We start from the raw sequence: 19,564 nt of genomic DNA on the forward strand, positions 1-19,564 counted from the left end.
CACAGCAAAGAAAAAGCCACGGCAAATCGAGTGAAAACCCGGCCGTGGCTTTTTTTAGCGAAGCTCAACGCTTCAGGTGGCAGGCTTTTCTCCATACCAACGCGGCGTGTACACCCAGTCACCACCACCCACACGCGAAAACACGCAGGTCGTAGACGAACCCACCAGGACCATGGTGCGCATATCCACCTGGTCCGGGGTCAACTGGCCAAGCGTCGTCACTCGCAGCGTCTGCCCCGGGCGACCGATGTCACGCCCCAACACCACCGGCGTCGCAGGTGTGCGGTATCGCGCGACGATCTCCAGCGCCCGGCCAAGTTGCCATGGCCGGGACCGTGAAATCGGGTTGTAGAACGCCAGGGCAAGGTCGGCCTGTGATGCAAGGTCCAGACGCTTCTCGATGATTTCCCAAGGCTTGAGGTTGTCCGACAGTGACAACACACAGAAGTCATGCCCCAGCGGCGCACCGGCCTGAGCAGCCGTCGCCAGTGAAGCAGAAACCCCCGGCAGAATTTCCAGATCGACGTTGTGCCACGCGGCATCGCTGGACTCGTGAAGTGCTTCCAGCACCGCAGCCGCCATGGCGAACACTCCCGGATCACCGGAAGAAACCACCACCACAGACCGTCCTTGCGCCGCCAGTTCAAATGCGTGGCGCGCACGCTGCATCTCTTCGCGGTTGTCGGTGCAATGCATGACTTGATCCGCACGGAACGGGCCGGCCATGCGCACATAGGTTTCATAACCGAGCACATCATTGGCGCACGCCAGTTCGGCCTTGACCGCCGGCACCATCAGCTCGGCAGCACCAGGGCCAAGACCGATCACCGCCAAGCGACCGCGAGGACGGCCAATCGACAATGGGTCCAGAGGTAGCTCGGCCACCGCGATTGCAAGGGTGTCATCGCCGAAGATCTTCACAGACTGACCGAGGGCGTTGCGCGCCAGCTCACCGACTGCGCCGACATCGTTGCCAAAACGCAGCGGCACACCCAGCTCAAGCGCCGCTTCACGCAGCGCCACACTCGACATTTCGCTATCGGCGGCCAGCAGACAGGCCACCGATTGCACGGCGATCTTTGCTTGATGCAACGCCTCGCGAATCGCACTCGGCAGATCGGCCACGCCGGTACCGACGGCCACCAACACGTTGCGCGGATAGATCAACAGCTCGTTGGCCGCCGGCGTACGCTCGGCATGACCGATGTGAACGGCCAGCCGCGCCTGCGGGTCCTCGGGCAACTGCGCCTGCGCCAACCACGGGGCCGCGCCTTCGATGCGCACCGTTTCACCGGCCAGCAAATCGGAAACGAAGCGCTTGCCCAGCTCCAGATCGCCCAAGGCATAACCGCTGGGTGGATTGAGCAGGCAGGTGCCGAAGCGCAATTCGCCGCTGGTGGTGATCGCCGCCGCCACGTCCAGTGCAGCTGCAATTTCTCGCGCCAGCACGTTCACGCCGCCCAGACCGCCCAGCAACGGCACCACTGCGCTGCCGTCTTCAGCAACGGCCAGCACCGGTGGCTCGGCGCCCTTTTCCAGCAGCAACGGCGCCAGGGTGCGAATCACGATGCCCGCGGCGCACAGGGCAATGATCGGCGTGTCCTGCTGATAGAGCTCACGCAGGGTCGCGCCGAACTCGTGATAGATGCGGTCCGCACCCTCGACCCGCTCGGCCAGACCATGGATCAAGGCGCCCGGGTACACCTGCTGAATTTTGCGCGCGGTCGTGAGGCTGCCATTGCCGAGAATGACAATCGCCGGAACTGGACGAGTCATCAGCCTTGCCACCTTTCACCTGGAACGATGATCAGCGAGAAGTACGGCGAGGACATCGGCTCGACCTGATCCAGCGGCACGATCTTCTGATTGGCCATGGTCGCGCGTTCGACGTACAGCGCACGTTCCGCCAACCCGAGTTCTTCCAGCACCTGACGGACTTTGGGAAAGTTGCGTCCCAGCTTCATGATCACCGCCGCATCCGCGTCGGCGAGACGCCGCTTGAGATCGTCGTGCGGCAACACGCCGGACAGCACCGACAGGCTCTGATTGCGATACACCAACGGCGCGCCAAGTACCGAAGCGCCGCCCAGCATCGAACAGACACCGGGCACGACTTCGGCCTCATATCGCTCGGCCAGGCGATCGTGCAGGTACATGTAGGAACCGTAGAAGAACGGGTCGCCTTCGCAGATCACCGCCACGTCTCGACCCGCATCCAGGTGCGCGGCGAGTTCTTCACCGGCCGCATCGTAGAAATCGCTGATCACCTCTTCATAGGACAGCGGTGCCGGCAAGGCTTCGGTAGTCACCGGATACACCAGCGGCAGCAGGGTTTGAGCGTCCTGCAAATGCGCTTCGATGATGCCGAAGGCGTTGCCCTTTTTGCCCTTGGCGACGAAGTACGCCACCACCGGTGATTCGCGCAGCAGGCGCAGGGCCTTGACGGTAATCAGTTCCGGATCACCGGGGCCGACGCCGAGGCCGATCAAACGTCCAGGTTGCTGCATCATTCGATCTCCGTGGCGAGGGCATTGACGGCGGCGGCGGCCATGGCGCTACCGCCCAGCCGGCCTTGCATGATGACGAACGGCACGCCGCGACTGTCAGCGGCAAGTGCAGCCTTGGATTCGGCGGCTCCGACGAAGCCCACCGGGAAGCCGAGAATCAGCGCCGGTTTCGGCGCGCCGGCGTCGAGCATTTCCAGCAGATAAAACAAAGCGGTCGGCGCGTTGCCGATCACCACCACGCTGCCTTCCAGGTGCGGGCGCCACAGTTCCAGCGCGGCGGCGGAACGGGTGTTGCCCAGTTCACGGGCAAGCTCCGGAACGCTTTCATCGCGCAGGGTGCAGATGACTTCATTGTTCGCTGGCAAACGCGTGCGGGTCACGCCTTCGGAGACCATCCGCGCATCACACAGGATCGGTGCACCGGCGGCCAAAGCATCACGCCCGGCCTTGCCCGCGCCTTCCGAAAACTGCAGGCCGTCAATCGCATCGACCATGCCGCAGGCGTGTATCACCCGCACCGCGAGTTTTTCCAGATCGGCCGGGATTCGCTTGAGGTTGGCCTCGGCACGAATGATCGCGAAGGAGTTGCGATAGATCTCCTGACCGTCGCGGATGTAATCAAGCATCAAGGGGGCTCCGTGAGCGGGCGTCGAGCAAGGCGTCGACCGCTTCAATAGTAAGGTTGCGTGCGTGCAGGGCGCCGAAACCCGGCTGCCCCGCTTCGCGAAAATAGAGGTCGTAATGACCGGAACTGACGGCCAGCAAAGTGACCGGCGCGCTATGTGCGGCGGCACAGGAACGCGGGCAACCGCTCAGATGCACGTTCAGCACCTGGCCATGGCGTTGCAGCAACGCGGCCAGTTGCACAGCGTCCTGCTTGGTATCCGCCAGGCCCTTGGCGCAGCCCGTCGAGCCGGTGCAGGCAATCAACCGCGACAAGGCCTGATCGGCATCGCAGACCAGTCCCAACGCGTGCAGGCGGCGGATGACTTCATCGGCGTTGTCGTGGTGAATGTTCGGCAACAACAGGCTTTGCCATGGCGTGAACCGCAGCGTTGCATCGCCGTATTCCTGCGCCAGTCGAGCGGCACCCCGAAGCATGGCGCTATCGAGACGTCCGAGAGGTGGCACGCCCCCGACATAGACATGATCGGCTTGCGCCTGCGGGTGCACGCCAATGTGCAGCACCTCGTTATTGACTGAACGTTGCCAGCCGCTAACGGGCTGGAAAAGCAGTCGCCCGGCGAGGCGAGCGAGAAATTCGGCTTGAGGGACGTCGACCAGCAAGTGGCGCATCCGCGTGTGTTCAGGCCCCGCCAGTTCCAGGAAAAGCTCCAGCACGGCGACCACCAACGCGTGGCCATCTTCCAGCGGAACACAGCCGGCCGGTTGATCGGTGGGGCATCCCGCGAGACCGAAAGCCAGCCACCGTTCGCCCTCTCGCTCGACCGCGGACAACCACAGATCATGGGGGTGTTCGAGCATCGCCAGGCGTTCACCGCCATCCAGTTGCACGGCGAATTTGGCGCTGAGGTCGTGAAAGCGTTCTTGCCCTTGCAGGGTGGCGAGGATCTGTGCGGCCAATTCACGCGTGTCGAACAGCATCTGCCGATCGATACCTGCGCTCGGGCTCAGCATCAGATTACGTACATCGTCGCCCGCCGCATGCGAAGGGCCTAGGCCTGCGGCGAGCAGACTTTCGATCAACGCTTCCTGCTCTTTGACGATGCCGCGAATCTGCAGGTTGGCCCGGTTAGTAGCCTCGATCACTGAGCCGGCATAACGCTGTGCACCTTCTGCGATAGCGTTGGCCTGCTCGGAAGTGAGGGTGCCACCGGCCAGTTTAATCCGGCAGATACCGCCGTCTCTGGCCTGGACGATACGCAGCAGCCCCGGACAGGCCGAGGGGCGTAAAGCGCGGGACATAGGGAGTTCGTTCAAAGGGATGACCGGATCTGAAGTGGGAGCGCCCCCCGTCGGAGGCGAGCGGTATTATGCCTGCTTTGCCGCGCGGCATCATAAGACCGCGTGTCGCATTTGCTCCGACCTTGAATCCATCAGGCGGCCTCCCTCACAGGCGCTCTGAATAAAACTCGAAAATGGCGTCAGCGATCCGGTCGAGCCGATCGTTCAACTCCGGGCGGACTTTATCGAAGCGTGCTCTGTTCAGGGTCAAAGGAGCGGCTCGATGCGTGAGCGTCACGTTGCCTTCCTTCCAGTCCCAAAAAAGAAAGTCTTCCCGCTGCGCCAGCGCCCGAAGCGAAAAGTCATTCAGGTCCAGAGATAACTTCCCTTGCTTGTCGTATTCAGCGGGAGCAATGGAAAACTCCCTGCCACGCCGACTTTCGGTGGCCAATGACCAAAGCGCCGACGAGTTAGCCAACAATGAATCAAACATGTTTTTTGTAACTATCGCCATCTGACTGTTAACAGCGGCAATTCTGTTCAAATAAATCTGACTGACTTTGCCTGCGAAGTTGCTGTAACTTTTCTCGACAACCCTGCGTTCGTCAATTTCCCATCCCAAGTCCCATAACACCACGGCAAACAAGGAAAACCAGCCCTGGGGATCCGTGTCCCTATTGCGCTGCTGACTCGCATACCACTGCGCATAGCGCACGCTGGAGTTGACGTCGCGCTTGTCCTGACGCGACACGCCTCTGGCCGTGCTGATCAGGTTGCCACCCGATAGCGACCCGGCAGCGCCTTGCTGATCCTGCGAGGCGTAAAGTCGAGAGCTCTTTGTTTGCCGTGGTGCGAAGTCTCGGTTGAACGCATCAGAATAAGCCATCAAGTCCAGGCTCCCTGTTTTATCAACAACCATAGTCAATTCCTTTTAACCATTATCAAATGAGTACATGAACATTAAAACTACATAACTTAACCATGACCAGCCACAGACTAATCAAACCAACTTAAAACATTCTATTACTCGCCTCCGCGCCCGCCGCGTTATCATGTGCCGCTTTATGCAGATGAATAGAGATCACACATGGCGCGCTGGCTGACCGTGACAGGCATTGGTGAAGACGGCTTCAAGGGTTTGGGCAGGAATGCCCGGCATGCGTTGCTGGCTGCGTCGAAGATCTTCGGCAGTCAGCGGCAACTGGACCTGCTGCCGCCCTGCATCCGTGGCGAACGCAAACTCTGGCCGACGCCGTTCTCTCTCGATGCATTGTTGGCCTTGCGGGGTGAGCCGGTGTGCGTGCTGGCCAGCGGCGATCCGATGTTCTTCGGTGTCGGCGCCAGCCTCGCCCGGCAATTGCCCAGCGCGGAAATGCTGATCCTGCCGGCGCCCTCTTCCTGCTCTCTGGCTGCCGCGCGAATGGGCTGGCCGTTGCAGGATGTGGTCACGCTATCGGTGGTCGCTCGCCCGGTCGCGGCGCTTAACGCGCAATTGTTCAGCGGTGTTCGCTTGCTGGTGCTCAGCAACGATGGGCAAAGCCCCGCCGCAATAGCGGCGTTGTTGCGCGAACGTGGTTTCGGGCCGAGCCGCCTGAGCGTGCTGGAACATATGGGTGGCGAGGCCGAGCGACGCATCGACGGTGTCGCCAACGACTGGGCCGACCCGGCAATCGCCGATCTCAACCTGATCGCCATCGAGTGCATTGCCGACCCCGAAACGCCGCGCCTTTCGCGACTGGCCGGCCTGCCGGATTCGGCGTTCAGGCACGACGGTCAACTGACCAAGCGCGATGTGCGTGCAATCACCCTCGCGCGCCTGGCCCCGGTTCCCGGTGAACTGTTGTGGGACGTCGGCGCCGGCAGCGGTTCGATCGGCATCGAGTGGATGCGCGCCCATCCGGGTTGCCGGGCGCTGGCGATCGAGGCCGATGAAGGTCGGCAGTTGTTGATCGAGCACAACCGCGACGCGCTCGGTGTGCCCGGCCTGCAACTGGTTCGCGGCAGTGCGCCGCAAGCCCTCACAGGTCTGGAACGCCCGGACGCGATCTTCATCGGTGGCGGCGTCACCCGCGAAGGTGTGCTGGACACTTGCTGGGCAGGGCTCAAACCTGGTGGCCGACTGATCGCCAACGCGGTCACGCTACAAAGTGAAATGACCCTGATGGCCTGGCGCGAGCAACACGGCGGCGAGCTGACGCGTATCCATATCGCCCAGGCGCAACCGCTGGGCGACTTCGATACCTGGCGCCAGGCCTTGCCGATTACTTTGCTGGACGTGGTCAAACCTTTCGATGCGTGACGAAACCGCCGAACAACCCGCACCGCTGCGCAGCGGCCTGACCACCGGCAGCTGCGCCACCGCCACCAGCCTGGCGGCCGCTCGATTGCTGCTCGGCGGAACGAGTGCAGACGCCGTGGACATCGTCCTGCCCAAAGGCAAGCGCGTGCAGATGCGCCTGGAGTTCTGCCGGTTGCTGGATGACGGCGCCGAAGCTGGAACGATCAAGGATGCGGGTGACGATCCGGACGTGACCCACGGCGCGCTGCTGTATTCCCGGGTGCGACTGATCGCAGAACCGGGCATTCGTTTCTGTGCCGGTCGTGGTGTCGGCACCGTCACCCGACCGGGCCTGGTGCTGGGCGTCGGCGAGCCGGCGATCAACCCGGTGCCGCGCAAGATGATCACCGACCACCTGACCTTGCTCGCTGAGGAACACGGCTATCACGGCGGCTTCGAAGTCACGGTAAACGTCGAGGGCGGCGAAGCGCTGGCGTTGAAAACCATGAACCCACGGCTGGGCATTCTCGGTGGCCTGTCGATTCTCGGCACCAGCGGCATCGTCCGGCCGTTTTCCTGTGCGGCGTACATTGCCTCGATCCATCAGGGCATCGACGTGGCAAAAACCAACGGTTACCTGCACATCGCCGCATGCACCGGCAACGCCAGCGAAGACACCATGCGCCGAGTCTACGACCTGCCGGAAATTGCCCTGATCGAAATGGGCGACTTCGTCGGTGCCGTGCTCAAACACCTGCGCAAAGTGCCGGTGGCCAAACTCAGCATTTGTGGTGGTTTCGGCAAGATCAGCAAACTGGCGGCCGGGCACATGGATCTGCACAGTCGGCATTCGAGCATCGACCTGCCGCAACTGGCCGAATGGGCCGCGGCGGTCGGCGCGGATGAAGCGTTGCAGCAGGCAATACGTGAAGCCAACACCAGTCAACAGGCCTTGGCCATGGCCAGCGCCGCCGGCATCGCGCTCGGCGACGCGGTATGCCGGCACGCCCTGGATTTTGCCCGCAGTGTGGTGCCGGCGCAGGTTCAGGTCGAAGTATTCGCCATCGATCGCCAGGGCGGGATTGTCGGCCACGCAGGAGCTTTTCAATGAAACGCCTATTGCTGCTCGGCGGCGTGACGGAAGCGCTGGCCATCGCCCGCACGTTGGGGCCGGAACACATCTACAGCCTGGCCGGCGTCGGTCGCGTGCCGACCGATCTGACCTGTCGGGTTCGCGTTGGCGGCTATGGCGGCGCGGACGGCCTGGCGCAATTCATCCGCGACGAAGGGATCGATCTGCTGCTGGACGCGACGCATCCCTACGCGGCGCAAATCAGCCAGAACGCCGCGACCGCCGCGCAGATGTCCGGCGTTCCCTGCTGGGCACTGCGCCGCCCGGCCTGGCAACCACAAGCCGGGGATGACTGGCGCGAAGTCAGTGACTGGGCCGAGTTGATCGAAGCACTCAAACCGTTCCGCCGACCACTGTTCACCCTCGGCCGCGAACCCTTGCAACACCTGCATGAAATCCCTGCGCAGCAATTCTGGACGTTGCGCGCCCTGGACGTTTATCCGGGCAACGAGCGCTGTGAAGTGATCGGCGCACGCGGGCCGTTTCTGATCGAGGATGAGCGTGAGTTGTTCGAACGCCGGCAGATCGATGTGCTGATCAGCAAAAACAGCGGCAGCACCGCCACCGAGCCGAAACTGGAAGTGGCGCGGGAGCGTGGGGTGCCGGTGCTGGTGTTGAAGCGGCCGGTTTTGCCGGGGGTGGAGCGGGAGTTTGGGTCGGTAGTGCAGGTGTTGAAGGCGCTCGCTGAAATGCTCTGACCGATCAGTAATTATTCCCGGGCCAGCCCCCGGCATTTCAAATGGGAGCCGCTACACTCATTTGAAACACGCTGCGACACCAAACCGCAGGCCGCGTTTTTACTTATCGGCACTGATCAGGCTAAATAGCCGCGCCTGATCTCCCACCCAACCGGATCTGTCCCATGTCCCGACAACGGCTCGCAATTGCCTGGATAGCCTGCTTCGCAGTGCTGTTCAACATGCTCGCCATGCCGATGACCGGAGCGATGGCGCAGACGGCGAAATCGCCGGCCGAACAGGTGTTGTGGGGCAGTTTCTGCTCGTCCACCGGCACGAAGATGGTGGCGATTTCTCTGGGGACGCTTGATCAGAAAGCTCCGCAGAACGACGATCATTCCAACATGCAGCATTGCTGGTGCTGTTCCGGTTCTGCGCCATTGGTGGCGTTGCCCGGGCATGTGCCGCAGTTGTATTTCGCGCGCTTCGAAACCAATCGAAGCCTGCCCGCCACCGCTCTCGACACCCCCACTCCGCGCCAGCAATGGCCGAATCTCAACCCCCGCGCATCCCCTCTGGTGTGATTCCTTCTCGCAATTGACCTGCGTTTTGAATCGTTCTGGAGAACTGCCATGTTGAACAAACTCATCGTTCTGGCTGCATTGCTGCTGCCTGCCTGCTTTGCCAATGCCCATGAATACAAGGCTGGCGAACTGCAAATCGCTCATCCGTGGTCGCAGGAATTGCCACCGAACGCGCCGACCGTTGCGGCTTACTTCGTGATTCAAAACCACGGTAAAACCGCCGACAAACTGCTCAGCGTCGACTCGCCGATTGCAGGCATCGCCCAGTTGCACGAGCACGTGATGCAGAACGATCTGATGAAAATGCAGCAGGTGCCGGCCGTCGAAATTCCGGCTGGCGGCGACGTCACGTTTGCACCGATGGCGTACCACGTGATGCTGCTGGAACTGAAAGACCGCAGCCTGCTGAGCGACGGCAAGCGGTTCCCGCTGACGATGCATTTCGAAAAGTCCGGTGATGTGACGGTCGAAGTCTCGGTGCAGAAAACCGCACCGGGCGGCGTGCAAGTGCACGCACACAATCCGTAACCGCCAGAGCCGAATACGCCCATGCGCCCGCTTAGCGCCAGGCCATCCGCGCCCCGTCGTCAGCCATTGAGCCTGACACGCGGCAGCTGGATCAGCCTGTTCGCCATGTTGATGATCTTCATCGGCCCGCTGATTTCTCAGTCGATGCCGATGGATCAGCGCGCCTCTTCGATGTCCATGAACATGTCGATGAACATGTCGATGGACATGAGCATGGACATGTCAGCGATGGCCCACGGCGAGCACGACGCGACGCCCGCCGCCGAGCACTGTCCACCCAAAAACTCCCATCATGCGATCTGGGAAAAGTGCGGCTATTGCAGCCTGCTGTTCAACTGCCCGGCGCTGACGGGCGGCCAGTCTTTCGTTGCATTCGACGCCCCCAAAACCAGCACTTTCAGTACACCCGCCACCCGCCTGGGCCATGCCCGGCAAACCTTCTTCCCCGGCGCCCGCACCCGCGCCCCGCCCATCGTCGCGTAAACACCTCCCCAATCTCACACGGTTAGAAGACAGCATCGCAACCTGTGGGAGCGGGTTTGCTCGCGAAAGCGGTGGGGCTGACCCACCCACATCGTGAGCACGCCCGCCCCCACAGAAATTGCGCAGGCTGCCGGCCGTGTCGTTTACGACTGTTCGATGGAAATTGTCATGTCCAGGTTTTCTGCTGACACACGCTTGAGCGCCGCCCAAGCTTCTTTTGCCCTGAACGAAACGCGCGTTCGTTTCAGGCACGCCACCGCCGTTCTTTGCGGCGCACTGCTGACACCGATGGTGCTGGCCGATGATCACGCCGGCCACAGTGAAGAACTGAGCCCGACGGTGATCACCGCCATCGCACCGAGTTCACCGCTGACCATCGTCACCAACCCCAAAGACCCACGCCAACCGGTACCGGCCAGCGACGGTGGTGACTACTTGAAGACCATCCCCGGCTTCGCCCTGGTGCGCAATGGCGGCACCAACGGTGACCCGGTGCTGCGCGGCATGTTCGGCTCGCGCCTGAACATCCTCACCAACGGCGGCCAGATGCTCGGCGCCTGCCCCGGCCGGATGGACGCACCGACCTCCTACATCTCACCGGAAACCTACGACAAACTCACCGTCATCAAAGGCCCGCAAACGGTGCTTTGGGGGCCGGGCGCATCCGCCGGCACCATCTTGTTCGACCGTGACCCGGAAAGCTTCGGCGAACTCGGCACCCGAGTGAATGCCAGCGTACTGGCCGGCTCCAACGGTCGCTTCGACAAAGTAGTGGACGCCGCTGCCGGCGGGCCATTGGGTTACGTGCGAGTGATCGGCAACACCGCGCATTCCGACGACTATCGAGACGGCAACAACGACACCGTGGCCTCGCGTTACGACAAGTGGAATGGCGACGTGACTCTCGGCTGGACCCCGGACGCCGACACCCTGCTGGAGCTGACCGCCGGCAAGGGCGATGGCGAAGCGCGATACGCCGGACGCGGCATGGACGGCGCGCAGTTCAAGCGCGAAAGCCTCGGCCTGCGCTTCGAGAAGTCCAATATCGGCGACGTGCTCGACAAAGTCGAAGCACAGATCTACTACAACTACGCCGACCACGTGATGGACAACTACACCCTGCGCACGCCGTCCGGCACCGGGATGATGGCCGGCCCGATGGCTTCCAGTGTCGATCGCCGAACCCTCGGCGCACGGATCAAAGCCACGTGGCGTTGGGCCGATGTGCAATTGATCAGCGGCATCGACGCGCAGACCAGCGAACACCGCAAGCGCAGCGCCATGGGCATCGACACCTACAAGGATCTGCCGCGCAACAAGGACGCCGATTTCCATAACTACGGCGTGTTCAGCGAACTGACGTGGTACGCCGCCGACCGTGATCGACTGATTACCGGCGCGCGACTGGACCGTGCTTCGGCCAAGGATTTTCGGCAGACCACTGGCTCGGGGATGATGACCCGCGCCAACCCGACCGCCGACGACACCCGCGCCGACACCTTGCCAAGCGGCTTCGTCCGTTACGAGCATGATCTGGCAGACAGCCCGACCACGCTGTACGCAGGCCTCGGTCACACCCAGCGTTTCCCGGATTACTGGGAGCTGTTTTCGCCCAACTCGGGACCTGCCGGTTCGGTAAACGCCTTCGACTCGATCAAGCCCGAAAAAACCACCCAGCTCGACTTCGGCCTGCAATACAAGACCGAAGACCTCGAAGCCTGGGCCTCGGGTTACGTCGGACAGGTGCGCGATTACATTCTGTTCAATTACAAGCCGGGAATGATGGGCACGACCTCGCAAGCCGAGAACATCGACGCGCGGATCATGGGCGGTGAACTCGGGGCGGCCTACAGGCTGACGTCGAACTGGAAGGCCGACGCAACCCTGGCCTACGCCTGGGGCAAGAACAGCAGCGATGGCAAGGCATTGCCGCAAATGCCACCGCTGGACGCGCGATTCGGCCTGACCTACAGCGAAGACAACTGGAGCGCCGGTGCCTTGTGGCGAGTGGTCGCGGCGCAAAACCGCATTGATCAGAACAAGGGCAACGTGGTCGGCAAGGACTTCGACAAGTCCTCGGGGTTCGGCGTGTTCTCACTCAACGGCGCCTATCGGATCAACAAGAACTGGAAGGTCAGCAGCGGCGTCGACAACCTGTTCGGCAAGGCGTACGCCGAGCATCTGAACCTGGCCGGCAACGCCGGTTTTGGCTACCCGGCCAATGACCCGCAGGCCATTAAAGAACCGGGGCGAACGCTCTGGACCAAGGTGGATATGAGCTTCTAAAAACCTCGCGGGCAAGCCTCGCTCCTACAGGTTTATCACCGTCCATGTAGGAGCGAGGCTCGCCCGCGAATGACTGCGCAGCAGTCACCAGACAACAACAAAAGAACCAAGCCAAGCGGAGCACAACCGATGAAACAGCCCAAACCGAATTTCTATAACCTGGCCTGGCGCTGGCATTTCTATGCCGGTCTGTTCGTCGCGCCATTCATGGTGATGCTGGCCCTGACCGGTGTCATTTACCTGTTCAAGCCGCAACTCGACTCGTTGATGTACGACAGCCTGATGAACGTCCCGGCCGGCCATCACAGCGTCCCGGCCGACGACTTGCTCAAGCGGGTGAAATACGCGTATCCACAAGCGACGATCAAGCAATACCTGCCGCCGGTCAACGCCGAGCGCAGCGCGCAATTTGTCGTGCTCAATGGCGGCAATGAGCTGAACGTTTTCGTCGACCCGTACCACGGCGACATCCTCGGCGAGCAAGACGCCAAGAAGAACCTGCAAGCGGTAGCGCGAGCGATTCATGGCGAGTTGATGATCGGCACGGTCGGTGACCGGCTGATCGAACTGGCCGCTGGCTGGGGCATCGTGCTGGTGGTTTCCGGGGTCTTTCTGTGGTGGCCGCGAGGCCAGGCTGCCGGAATTTTATGGCCGCGCCTGAGCAGTCGCGGTCGCGTGCTGTGGCGCGACCTGCATGCCGTCACCGGGTTCTGGGGCGCCGCGTTTCTGCTGGTGATGCTGCTCAGCGGCATGACCTGGACCGGGTTCTGGGGCAAGCAATACGCCGGGGTCTGGAACGTGTTCCCGGATGCCATGTGGAATGACATGCCCAAATCCGACGTCGAGGCCCGCAGCCTCAACACCGCCACGCGCCAGACCGTGCCATGGGCGATGGAAAACACGCCGATGCCTATGTCCGGCGACCACGCCGAACACATGGCCCACGGCGGCGCGCAAGCGGGCCCAGCGGCGCCGACCATCAGCCTGCAAGACGTGCAGAACATCGCCGTGCAACGCAAGGTCGAGCCGGGTTACAGCATTACCTTCCCGACCACGGCCACCGGCGTATTCACCATTGCCGTGTTCGCCGATGACCCGCGCAACGACGCGACCCTGCACATCGATCAGTACACCGGCAACGTCCTCGCCGACGTGCGCTGGGAGCATTACGGTGCCGTGGCCCGCGCCACCGAAACCGGCGTGATGTTGCACGAAGGCAAGATGTTCGGTGTGCTCAACCAGATCATCGTGCTGCTGATCTGCCTGATGATTCTGCTCAGTGCCGTCAGCGGCGTGGTGAACTGGTGGAAGCGTCGGCCACAAGGCAAGTTCGGTGTTCCACCGCTGCGCCACGACCTGCCGAAATGGAAAACCGGAGTGGCGATCATGCTGGTGCTGGCGGTGGCGTTTCCGTTGGTGGGCGCTTCGCTGGTGGTGGTCTGGTTGCTGGACCGAGTGCTGCTGGCGCGTATGAATCGGCAAGTAGAACCGGGTTCGGCGACTTGAAAAAAGGCTTGGCTCAGGGGTCAGTGGTCTCACTGACCCTGTTCAGGTAGATCGACTCACAAGGCCCGACCCGCAACTCGCCGTCACAGTTGTGGACGTTGACCAACAGAGCTTTTTCGATATCACGGGACAGATTAGGGATGCCTCCCCCGTACCAGTTTTCGCAGGTGAGCGTGAGGCGACACTGGCCGTTCGGAAGATCGATGAGCATCGGTGTGCTCGGATCCGGCGCGAACGCACTGACGTAGGCTTTGCAGCTTTGGCTTACTGCGGTCTGCTGCCAGATGCTGAGACAATCCTGTTCTGCCATGGACGCAGCACTGTCCCAAAAAAACAAAACACCGATCACTTGGGTGATCACTGAAACCGGCACGATCAGCCCTCCCTTCTACTATCGACCAGCTATGAAAATAAAACCGCCAGGGTTTTCGATCTACTGTCAGAAGTGATAGTCCGCTATACCGTCTAGCGATTAAAACGACACCGAACCAACCAAACTGAATCAGCCTCACTTTCATCATGAAACAGGCGAGATGCGCGTTTTAGAGGGATCTGTAGACTTCGGGCGCTTATCGCTCGGTCATTTTTAGTGTTACTGTATAACGCAAATGCACCGCCCAACCCGCAGCCATTGCTGCGGGTTTTCTTTTGGAAGAAGTGTCACCAACCCGATGAACAAGTACCTCTTGTCCGGCCTCTGCCTGATCGCCATGAACAACAGCGCCCACGCGCAATCCTTGACGCTGCCCACCGGCACCATCACCGCACCGGCCGTTGGCGACGAAACCGTCAACCTCGACACGCCGACCACCGCCGGTTCGCGTCTGAACCTCACGGCCCTGGAAACACCCGCCAGTGTGGAAAGCCTGACTGGCGAACAGATCCGCGCACGCGGTGACCGCAGCGTGCAGGACGCGGCCTCGCGCAGCACCGGGATCAGCCGCACCGGCACGCCGGGCGACGGCGGGACCTCGTTGTCCGCACGAGGCTTTACCGGGCAGAACTCGGTGATGCAGTTGTATGACGGCAACCGGATGTACACCGGCATGGGCACCGTGACCTTCCCGGTCGACACCTGGTCGGTGGAGCGTGTCGATGTGCTGCGCGGCCCGGCTTCGGTGTTGTACGGCGAAGGCGCGACGGGTGCGGTGGTCAATGTGATCCCGAAAAAGCCCTTCGAAGGCGAGATCGAAAACCACGTGCGTCTCGGTTACGGCTCTTACGACAGTCAGCAACAAGCGTTCGACAGCGGCGGTTCGCTGAGCGATACCCTGAGTTATCGCTTGAACCTCAATCGCCTGCGCAGCAACGGTTGGGTCGATCGCGGCGATTCCTCCAGCGACTTCGTCAGCGCGGCCCTGCGCTGGCAGGCCACGGACGATCTGGCATTCACCCTCGCCCACGACTACGGCGACCAGAACCCGATGAACTACTTCGGCACGCCATTGATCAACGGCCGCTTCCACGAAGGTCTGCGCGACAAGAACTACAACGTCAGCAACGACAAGCAGCACTACAACGATCAATGGACGCGCCTGACCAGCGACTGGCAAATTTCCGAGAACGTCAGTTCGAGCAACGAGCTGTATTACCTCAAGGCACAGCGCCGCTGGCAGAACGCCGAAAACTACAACTTCAACCGTGGCACCCAGCAGCTCAGCCGCAGCGGCTATTACGGTATCGGCCACCGGCAGGAACAGGTCGGCGACCGTCAGACCTTCACCTTCAAGCACTCACTGTTCGGCCTCGACAGCCAGACCGTGACCGGTGTCGATTACAACCGCATCCGTTTCCAGCTCGACAGCAACTCGCCGTTCAATGACGTGTTGCCCGATGGCCAGCCGATCGATTTGTATCATCCACAACGTGGCAGTTTTGAAAGTACCAACCCGTATCGCGACCAGTTCCAGAGCACTACCAAACAGATGTCGGCCTTCGCCGAAAACCGCACGCAGTTGAGCGAGCGCTGGTCGCTGATGACCGGTGTGCGTCGCGACTACGTGCACGTCGATCGCGACAACCTGGTCGATGGCAGCCAAAGCGACAAGACCCTGACCGGCAACAACTGGAAGGCCGGGCTGGTGTTCGCCGTGACCCCGGACACCTCGTTCTACGGTCAGTACGCCACCAGCACCGACGGCGTCGGCGGCTTGATTTCCCTGAGCCCGAGCCAGCAGCAATATGACCTGGCCACGGCAAAACAGACCGAGATCGGCGTGAAGCAAATGTTCTGGGATCAACGCGGCGAGTGGACACTGGCGGCTTATCGCATCGTCAAAAAGAAACTGCTGACCGACGATCCGGGCAACCCGACGCTCAAACAACAGGTCGGCCAACAATCGTCCAATGGCCTGGAAGCCAGCCTCGATCTGCAACTGCCACACGCCTGGCAACTGCAGGCCAACGCGGCCATCGTCAAAGCGAAGTACGACGATTTCGAAGAAGTGGTCGCCGGCGTGCCGGTGTCGCGCAACGGCAATCGTCCGGTGGATGTGCCTCGGCGTACGGCGAATCTGTGGTTGAGCAAAGCACTCACCGAAGACCTGAAGGCCGGAGCTGGCGTGCGTTATGTCGACGCGCGTTATGCCGACATGGCCAACCAGAACGAGCTGCCGAGCTACACCGTCGTCGATGCCACGCTGTCATGGAAAGCGCTGCGCAATACGACGCTGGGGTTGCAGGTGAACAATCTGTTTGACCGCCAGTATGCGCAAAGCCAATACAATGAGGGGCAGCAGTGGATTCTGGGTGAGCCGCGTTCGTTCTTTGTCACCGCTGATTACACCTTCTAAGCATCTGGCCTCTTCGCGGGCAAGCCTCGCTCCTACAGGACTAATGTCGTATGCAATTTTTTTGATCGACATAAACCCTGTAGGAGCGAGGCTTGCCCGCGAAGGCGTCATCCGCATCACCGCAAATCTCCGAGTAATTGCATGACCTCGCTGAACCTCACCAACCTCGCCTGGACACCCCTGGGCCACGGCCACTGTCATCACCAGTTCCAACTGCGTGATGCCTCGTTGCACGTGGCCGCCGGTGAGTTTGTCGGGTTGATCGGCCCCAACGGCAGCGGTAAGACCAGCCTGCTGCGGTGCGCCTACCGCTTCAGCAAACCGGAAAACGGTGAGGTCCGGCTCGACCACCACAACGTCTGGAATCAATCCTCGCGCTGGTGCGCGCAACGCATCGCCGTGGTGCTGCAGGAATTCCCCGACGCCTTCGGCCTGACCGTCGATGAAGTAGTCGCCATGGGTCGTACACCGCACAAGGGCCTGTTCGACGGCGACACCCTCGAAGACCGGAATCTCGCGATGCAAGCACTGGAATCCGTCGGCCTCAACGGTTTCGAAGACCACGCTTTCGCCACGCTCTCCGGCGGCGAAAAACAACGCGTGATCCTCGCCCGCGCCCTGGCCCAGCAACCGCAAGTGTTGATCCTCGACGAGCCCACAAACCACCTCGACCCGCGCTATCAGCTTGAGTTACTGCAACTGGTCAAACGCCTGCGGATCGGCACCCTGGCGAGCATCCACGACCTCAATCTCGCCGCTGCTTTCTGTGACCGGCTGTACGTGCTCAATCACGGCCGCATCGTCGCCAGCGGCACACCAAAAGAAGTCCTGACCGCCCCGCTGCTGCGTGATGTGTTCGGCGTCGAGGCGCTGATCGATGAACACCCTTTGCACGGCTACCCACGAATCACCTGGATAACCCAACCATGACTTTGCGTTCCCTGCTGTGCGTCGCCCTGCTGCTGGGCAGTGCCCAAGCGTTTGCCGAAGCAACGAAATATCCGCTGACGATCCAGAGCTGCAACCGCGACGTGACCTTCGCGCAAGCGCCGAAATACGCGGTCAGCCACGACATCAACATGACGCAGATGATGCTCGCCCTCGGCCTCAAACCGAGCATGGCCGGTTACAGCGGTGTCAGTGGCTGGAAGTCGGTCACGCCCCAGATGCGGACCATCCTCGATGGCCTGCCGGAGCTGGCGGCCAAGTACCCTTCAGTGGAAACCCTGCTCAACGCCAACGTCGATTTCTTCTTTGCCGGATGGGACTACGGCATGCGCGTCGGCGGTGATCTCACGCCGCAAACCTTGCAGCCGCTGGGCATCAACGTCTATGAGCTGACCGAGTCCTGCGCCTTTGTCATGAAGCGTCCACCGGCCAGCCTGGAAGACACCTACAACGACCTGCGCAACCTCGGCAAAATCTTCGACGTGCAGGATCGTGCCAATGCACTGATCGCCGACATGCAGGCGCAAGTCGCCGAGGTGCGCAAGGATCTGCCGGCAAACAAACCCCGGGTATTCCTCTACGACAGTGGCGAAGATCGCGCCATGACCTCGGGTCGCCTGGGCATGCCGCAAGCGCTGATCGACGCAGCGGGCGGGCGCAACATTCTGGATGACGTCGAAGCGAGCTGGACCCGCGTGAATTGGGAGAACGTGGTCGAGCGCAATCCGCAGGTGATCGTGATCGTCGATTACGGTGAAGTGACTGCCGAACAGAAGGCGCAATTCCTGCTCGATAACAAGGCGCTGCAATCGGTTGACGCGGTCAAGAACCAGCGCTTCATCGTCATTCCGTATGTGCAGGCCACGCCGGGGATCGACAACGTGCTGGCGGTTGAAACCCTGGCCAAAGGTTTCCACGGCGAATGATCAATCGTCGCTACGCCCTGTTGCTGATTGCCCTCGGCGCGTTGTTGCTGGTGTCGTGCGTGGTGTCGCTGGGCTTCGGCCCGGCGCGGGTGCCGGTGGACGTGGTGTGGCGAATTTTGCTGCACAAGGTATTCGGCTTTGGCGAGGTGAGCTGGGCGGCCGGGCAGGAGCACATCGTGTGGCTGATCCGCGTACCGCGCATGTTGCTTGGCGCCTTGGTCGGTGCCGGCCTGGCGCTGATCGGTGCGGTGCTGCAAGCGGTGACGCGCAATCCGCTGGCCGATCCGCACCTGCTCGGCGTGACCTCCGGCGCCACCCTCGGAGCGGTGATCGTGGTGCTGCATGTCGGTGAAATCGTCGGCCTGCTGACGTTGCCGATTGCCGCATTTATTGGCGCACTGCTGAGCATGCTGATCGTGCTGATGATCGCCAACCGCAACGGTCGCCTGGACAGTGATCGGCTGCTGCTGTGCGGTGTGGCGGTGTCGTTCGTGATGATGGCAATCGCCAATCTGCTGCTGTTTCTCGGCGATCACCGCGCCAGTTCGGCGGTGATGTTCTGGATGCTCGGCGGGCTTGGATTGGCACGCTGGGAATTGCTCGCGGTGCCTGCCGCCAGTGTTTTGCTCGGGCTGGTTTTGTTGCTTGGCATGTCCCGACCGTTGAATGCGTTGATGGCCGGCGAACAGACGGCGGTAACCCTCGGCCTCAATGCCCGCACCGTGCGGTTGCGGGTGTTTTTGATTGCGTCGCTGATGACGGGCGTACTGGTGTCGATCAGCGGCTCCATCGGGTTTGTCGGGCTGATGGTGCCGCACATTGCGCGGCGACTGGTCGGGGCCGAACACCGGCGATTGCTGCCGGTGTGCGTATTGTTGGGGAGCATTTTTCTCGTTTGGGTCGATGTCGCCGCCCGCACGCTGATCGCCCCCGAAGACTTGCCCATAGGCGTGGCCACGGCGGCGATTGGCGGGTTGTTTTTCATCGGCCTCATGCGACGTCGCTGATCACT

The 19,564-nt window shown here is 61.6% G+C and carries 18 protein-coding genes; 12 read left to right on the forward strand and 6 right to left on the reverse strand.

Annotated features, from left to right (window positions below):
* Positions 1–72: 72 nt before the first annotated feature.
* The 5 genes from cobJ to ACYZUC_RS17115 all read right to left on the reverse strand — a co-directional run bounded on the left by cobJ (position 73) and on the right by ACYZUC_RS17115 (position 5,331).
* Positions 73–1,776, reverse strand: coding sequence for a precorrin-3B C(17)-methyltransferase (gene cobJ, locus ACYZUC_RS17095; RefSeq protein ID WP_461989406.1), 1,704 nt, complete (start codon positions 1,774–1,776; stop codon positions 73–75).
* The gene (locus tag ACYZUC_RS17100) at positions 1,776–2,507 is read right to left on the reverse strand and encodes a precorrin-2 C(20)-methyltransferase (RefSeq protein WP_032828913.1); all 732 of its coding nucleotides are present in this window, start codon (positions 2,505–2,507) and stop codon (positions 1,776–1,778) included. Before ACYZUC_RS17100 ends, cobJ begins: the two co-directional genes overlap by 1 nt.
* Positions 2,507–3,133 carry a precorrin-8X methylmutase gene (locus ACYZUC_RS17105; RefSeq protein WP_461989407.1) on the reverse strand — a complete coding sequence of 209 codons (627 nt, stop codon included), beginning with the start codon at positions 3,131–3,133 and terminating at the stop codon, positions 2,507–2,509. The genes ACYZUC_RS17100 and ACYZUC_RS17105 overlap by 1 nt, the downstream gene beginning before the upstream one ends.
* Complete coding sequence (gene cobG / locus ACYZUC_RS17110; protein ID WP_461989408.1) at positions 3,126–4,433, reverse strand: precorrin-3B synthase; 1,308 nt, start codon at positions 4,431–4,433, stop codon at positions 3,126–3,128. The genes ACYZUC_RS17105 and cobG overlap by 8 nt, the downstream gene beginning before the upstream one ends.
* 145 nt (positions 4,434–4,578) lie before the next feature.
* The gene (locus ACYZUC_RS17115) at positions 4,579–5,331 is read right to left on the reverse strand and encodes a hypothetical protein (RefSeq protein ID WP_461989409.1); all 753 of its coding nucleotides are present in this window, start codon (positions 5,329–5,331) and stop codon (positions 4,579–4,581) included.
* Between the two features lie 168 nt (positions 5,332–5,499).
* Here ACYZUC_RS17115 and cbiE point away from each other — a divergent pair, with 168 nt between their 5' ends.
* From cbiE to ACYZUC_RS17155, 8 genes are all read left to right on the forward strand, one after another.
* Entirely contained in the window at positions 5,500–6,711 is a 1,212-nt protein-coding gene (cbiE, locus tag ACYZUC_RS17120) for a precorrin-6y C5,15-methyltransferase (decarboxylating) subunit CbiE (protein WP_461989410.1), read from the forward strand.
* Positions 6,704–7,801 carry a cobalt-precorrin-5B (C(1))-methyltransferase gene (locus ACYZUC_RS17125; protein WP_461989411.1) on the forward strand — a complete coding sequence of 366 codons (1,098 nt, stop codon included), beginning with the start codon at positions 6,704–6,706 and terminating at the stop codon, positions 7,799–7,801. The genes cbiE and ACYZUC_RS17125 overlap by 8 nt, the downstream gene beginning before the upstream one ends.
* Positions 7,798–8,520 (forward strand): cobalt-precorrin-6A reductase, encoded by a 723-nt coding sequence (locus tag ACYZUC_RS17130; protein WP_461989412.1) that lies wholly within the window; start codon positions 7,798–7,800, stop codon positions 8,518–8,520. Before ACYZUC_RS17125 ends, ACYZUC_RS17130 begins: the two co-directional genes overlap by 4 nt.
* Positions 8,521–8,684: 164 nt before the next feature.
* Positions 8,685–9,083, forward strand: a complete 399-nt coding sequence (locus tag ACYZUC_RS17135; protein ID WP_223435110.1) for a DUF2946 domain-containing protein — start codon at positions 8,685–8,687, stop codon at positions 9,081–9,083.
* A 48-nt stretch (positions 9,084–9,131) separates the two neighbouring features.
* Positions 9,132–9,611, forward strand: coding sequence for a copper chaperone PCu(A)C (locus tag ACYZUC_RS17140; protein WP_461989413.1), 480 nt, complete (start codon positions 9,132–9,134; stop codon positions 9,609–9,611).
* A gap of 21 nt (positions 9,612–9,632) precedes the next feature.
* Positions 9,633–10,094, forward strand: coding sequence for a DUF2946 domain-containing protein (locus ACYZUC_RS17145; protein WP_461989414.1), 462 nt, complete (start codon positions 9,633–9,635; stop codon positions 10,092–10,094).
* Between the two features lie 168 nt (positions 10,095–10,262).
* Entirely contained in the window at positions 10,263–12,380 is a 2,118-nt protein-coding gene (locus tag ACYZUC_RS17150; RefSeq protein ID WP_461989415.1) for a TonB-dependent copper receptor, read from the forward strand.
* Positions 12,381–12,509: 129 nt separating this feature from the next.
* Entirely contained in the window at positions 12,510–13,886 is a 1,377-nt protein-coding gene (locus ACYZUC_RS17155; RefSeq protein WP_461989416.1) for a PepSY-associated TM helix domain-containing protein, read from the forward strand.
* A 13-nt stretch (positions 13,887–13,899) separates the two neighbouring features.
* Here the strand turns inward: ACYZUC_RS17155 and ACYZUC_RS17160 are convergent, their stop codons facing one another.
* Positions 13,900–14,259, reverse strand: coding sequence for a hypothetical protein (locus tag ACYZUC_RS17160; RefSeq protein ID WP_461989417.1), 360 nt, complete (start codon positions 14,257–14,259; stop codon positions 13,900–13,902).
* Positions 14,260–14,557: 298 nt separating this feature from the next.
* On the opposite strand from ACYZUC_RS17160, the gene ACYZUC_RS17165 reads away from it, so the two are divergent.
* The 4 genes from ACYZUC_RS17165 (at position 14,558) to ACYZUC_RS17180 (ending at position 19,559) form a co-directional block, all read left to right on the forward strand.
* Positions 14,558–16,678, forward strand: coding sequence for a TonB-dependent receptor (locus tag ACYZUC_RS17165; RefSeq protein WP_461989418.1), 2,121 nt, complete (start codon positions 14,558–14,560; stop codon positions 16,676–16,678).
* A 141-nt stretch (positions 16,679–16,819) separates the two neighbouring features.
* Complete coding sequence (locus tag ACYZUC_RS17170) at positions 16,820–17,608, forward strand: ABC transporter ATP-binding protein (protein ID WP_461989419.1); 789 nt, start codon at positions 16,820–16,822, stop codon at positions 17,606–17,608.
* Positions 17,605–18,552 carry an ABC transporter substrate-binding protein gene (locus ACYZUC_RS17175; protein WP_461989420.1) on the forward strand — a complete coding sequence of 316 codons (948 nt, stop codon included), beginning with the start codon at positions 17,605–17,607 and terminating at the stop codon, positions 18,550–18,552. The genes ACYZUC_RS17170 and ACYZUC_RS17175 overlap by 4 nt, the downstream gene beginning before the upstream one ends.
* Complete coding sequence (locus ACYZUC_RS17180) at positions 18,549–19,559, forward strand: FecCD family ABC transporter permease (RefSeq protein ID WP_461989421.1); 1,011 nt, start codon at positions 18,549–18,551, stop codon at positions 19,557–19,559. The genes ACYZUC_RS17175 and ACYZUC_RS17180 overlap by 4 nt, the downstream gene beginning before the upstream one ends.
* Positions 19,560–19,564: the final 5 nt, after the last annotated feature.

Source organism: Pseudomonas sp. GT1P32 (genome assembly GCF_054897805.1).

Excerpts from the sequence above, each read along its gene's own strand:
- cobJ (WP_461989406.1), bottom strand. The coding sequence starts at position 1,776 with ATGACTCGTCCAGTTCCGGCGATTGTCATTCTCGGCAATGGCAGCCTC.
- ACYZUC_RS17100 (WP_032828913.1), bottom strand. The coding sequence starts at position 2,507 with ATGCAGCAACCTGGACGTTTGATCGGCCTCGGCGTCGGCCCCGGTGAT.
- ACYZUC_RS17105 (WP_461989407.1), bottom strand. The coding sequence starts at position 3,133 with ATGCTTGATTACATCCGCGACGGTCAGGAGATCTATCGCAACTCCTTC.
- cobG (WP_461989408.1), bottom strand. The coding sequence starts at position 4,433 with ATGTCCCGCGCTTTACGCCCCTCGGCCTGTCCGGGGCTGCTGCGTATC.
- ACYZUC_RS17115 (WP_461989409.1), bottom strand. The coding sequence starts at position 5,331 with ATGGTTGTTGATAAAACAGGGAGCCTGGACTTGATGGCTTATTCTGAT.
- cbiE (WP_461989410.1), top strand. The coding sequence starts at position 5,500 with ATGGCGCGCTGGCTGACCGTGACAGGCATTGGTGAAGACGGCTTCAAG.
- ACYZUC_RS17125 (WP_461989411.1), top strand. The coding sequence starts at position 6,704 with ATGCGTGACGAAACCGCCGAACAACCCGCACCGCTGCGCAGCGGCCTG.
- ACYZUC_RS17130 (WP_461989412.1), top strand. The coding sequence starts at position 7,798 with ATGAAACGCCTATTGCTGCTCGGCGGCGTGACGGAAGCGCTGGCCATC.
- ACYZUC_RS17135 (WP_223435110.1), top strand. The coding sequence starts at position 8,685 with ATGTCCCGACAACGGCTCGCAATTGCCTGGATAGCCTGCTTCGCAGTG.
- ACYZUC_RS17140 (WP_461989413.1), top strand. The coding sequence starts at position 9,132 with ATGTTGAACAAACTCATCGTTCTGGCTGCATTGCTGCTGCCTGCCTGC.
- ACYZUC_RS17145 (WP_461989414.1), top strand. The coding sequence starts at position 9,633 with ATGCGCCCGCTTAGCGCCAGGCCATCCGCGCCCCGTCGTCAGCCATTG.
- ACYZUC_RS17150 (WP_461989415.1), top strand. The coding sequence starts at position 10,263 with ATGTCCAGGTTTTCTGCTGACACACGCTTGAGCGCCGCCCAAGCTTCT.
- ACYZUC_RS17155 (WP_461989416.1), top strand. The coding sequence starts at position 12,510 with ATGAAACAGCCCAAACCGAATTTCTATAACCTGGCCTGGCGCTGGCAT.
- ACYZUC_RS17165 (WP_461989418.1), top strand. The coding sequence starts at position 14,558 with ATGAACAAGTACCTCTTGTCCGGCCTCTGCCTGATCGCCATGAACAAC.
- ACYZUC_RS17170 (WP_461989419.1), top strand. The coding sequence starts at position 16,820 with ATGACCTCGCTGAACCTCACCAACCTCGCCTGGACACCCCTGGGCCAC.
- ACYZUC_RS17175 (WP_461989420.1), top strand. The coding sequence starts at position 17,605 with ATGACTTTGCGTTCCCTGCTGTGCGTCGCCCTGCTGCTGGGCAGTGCC.
- ACYZUC_RS17180 (WP_461989421.1), top strand. The coding sequence starts at position 18,549 with ATGATCAATCGTCGCTACGCCCTGTTGCTGATTGCCCTCGGCGCGTTG.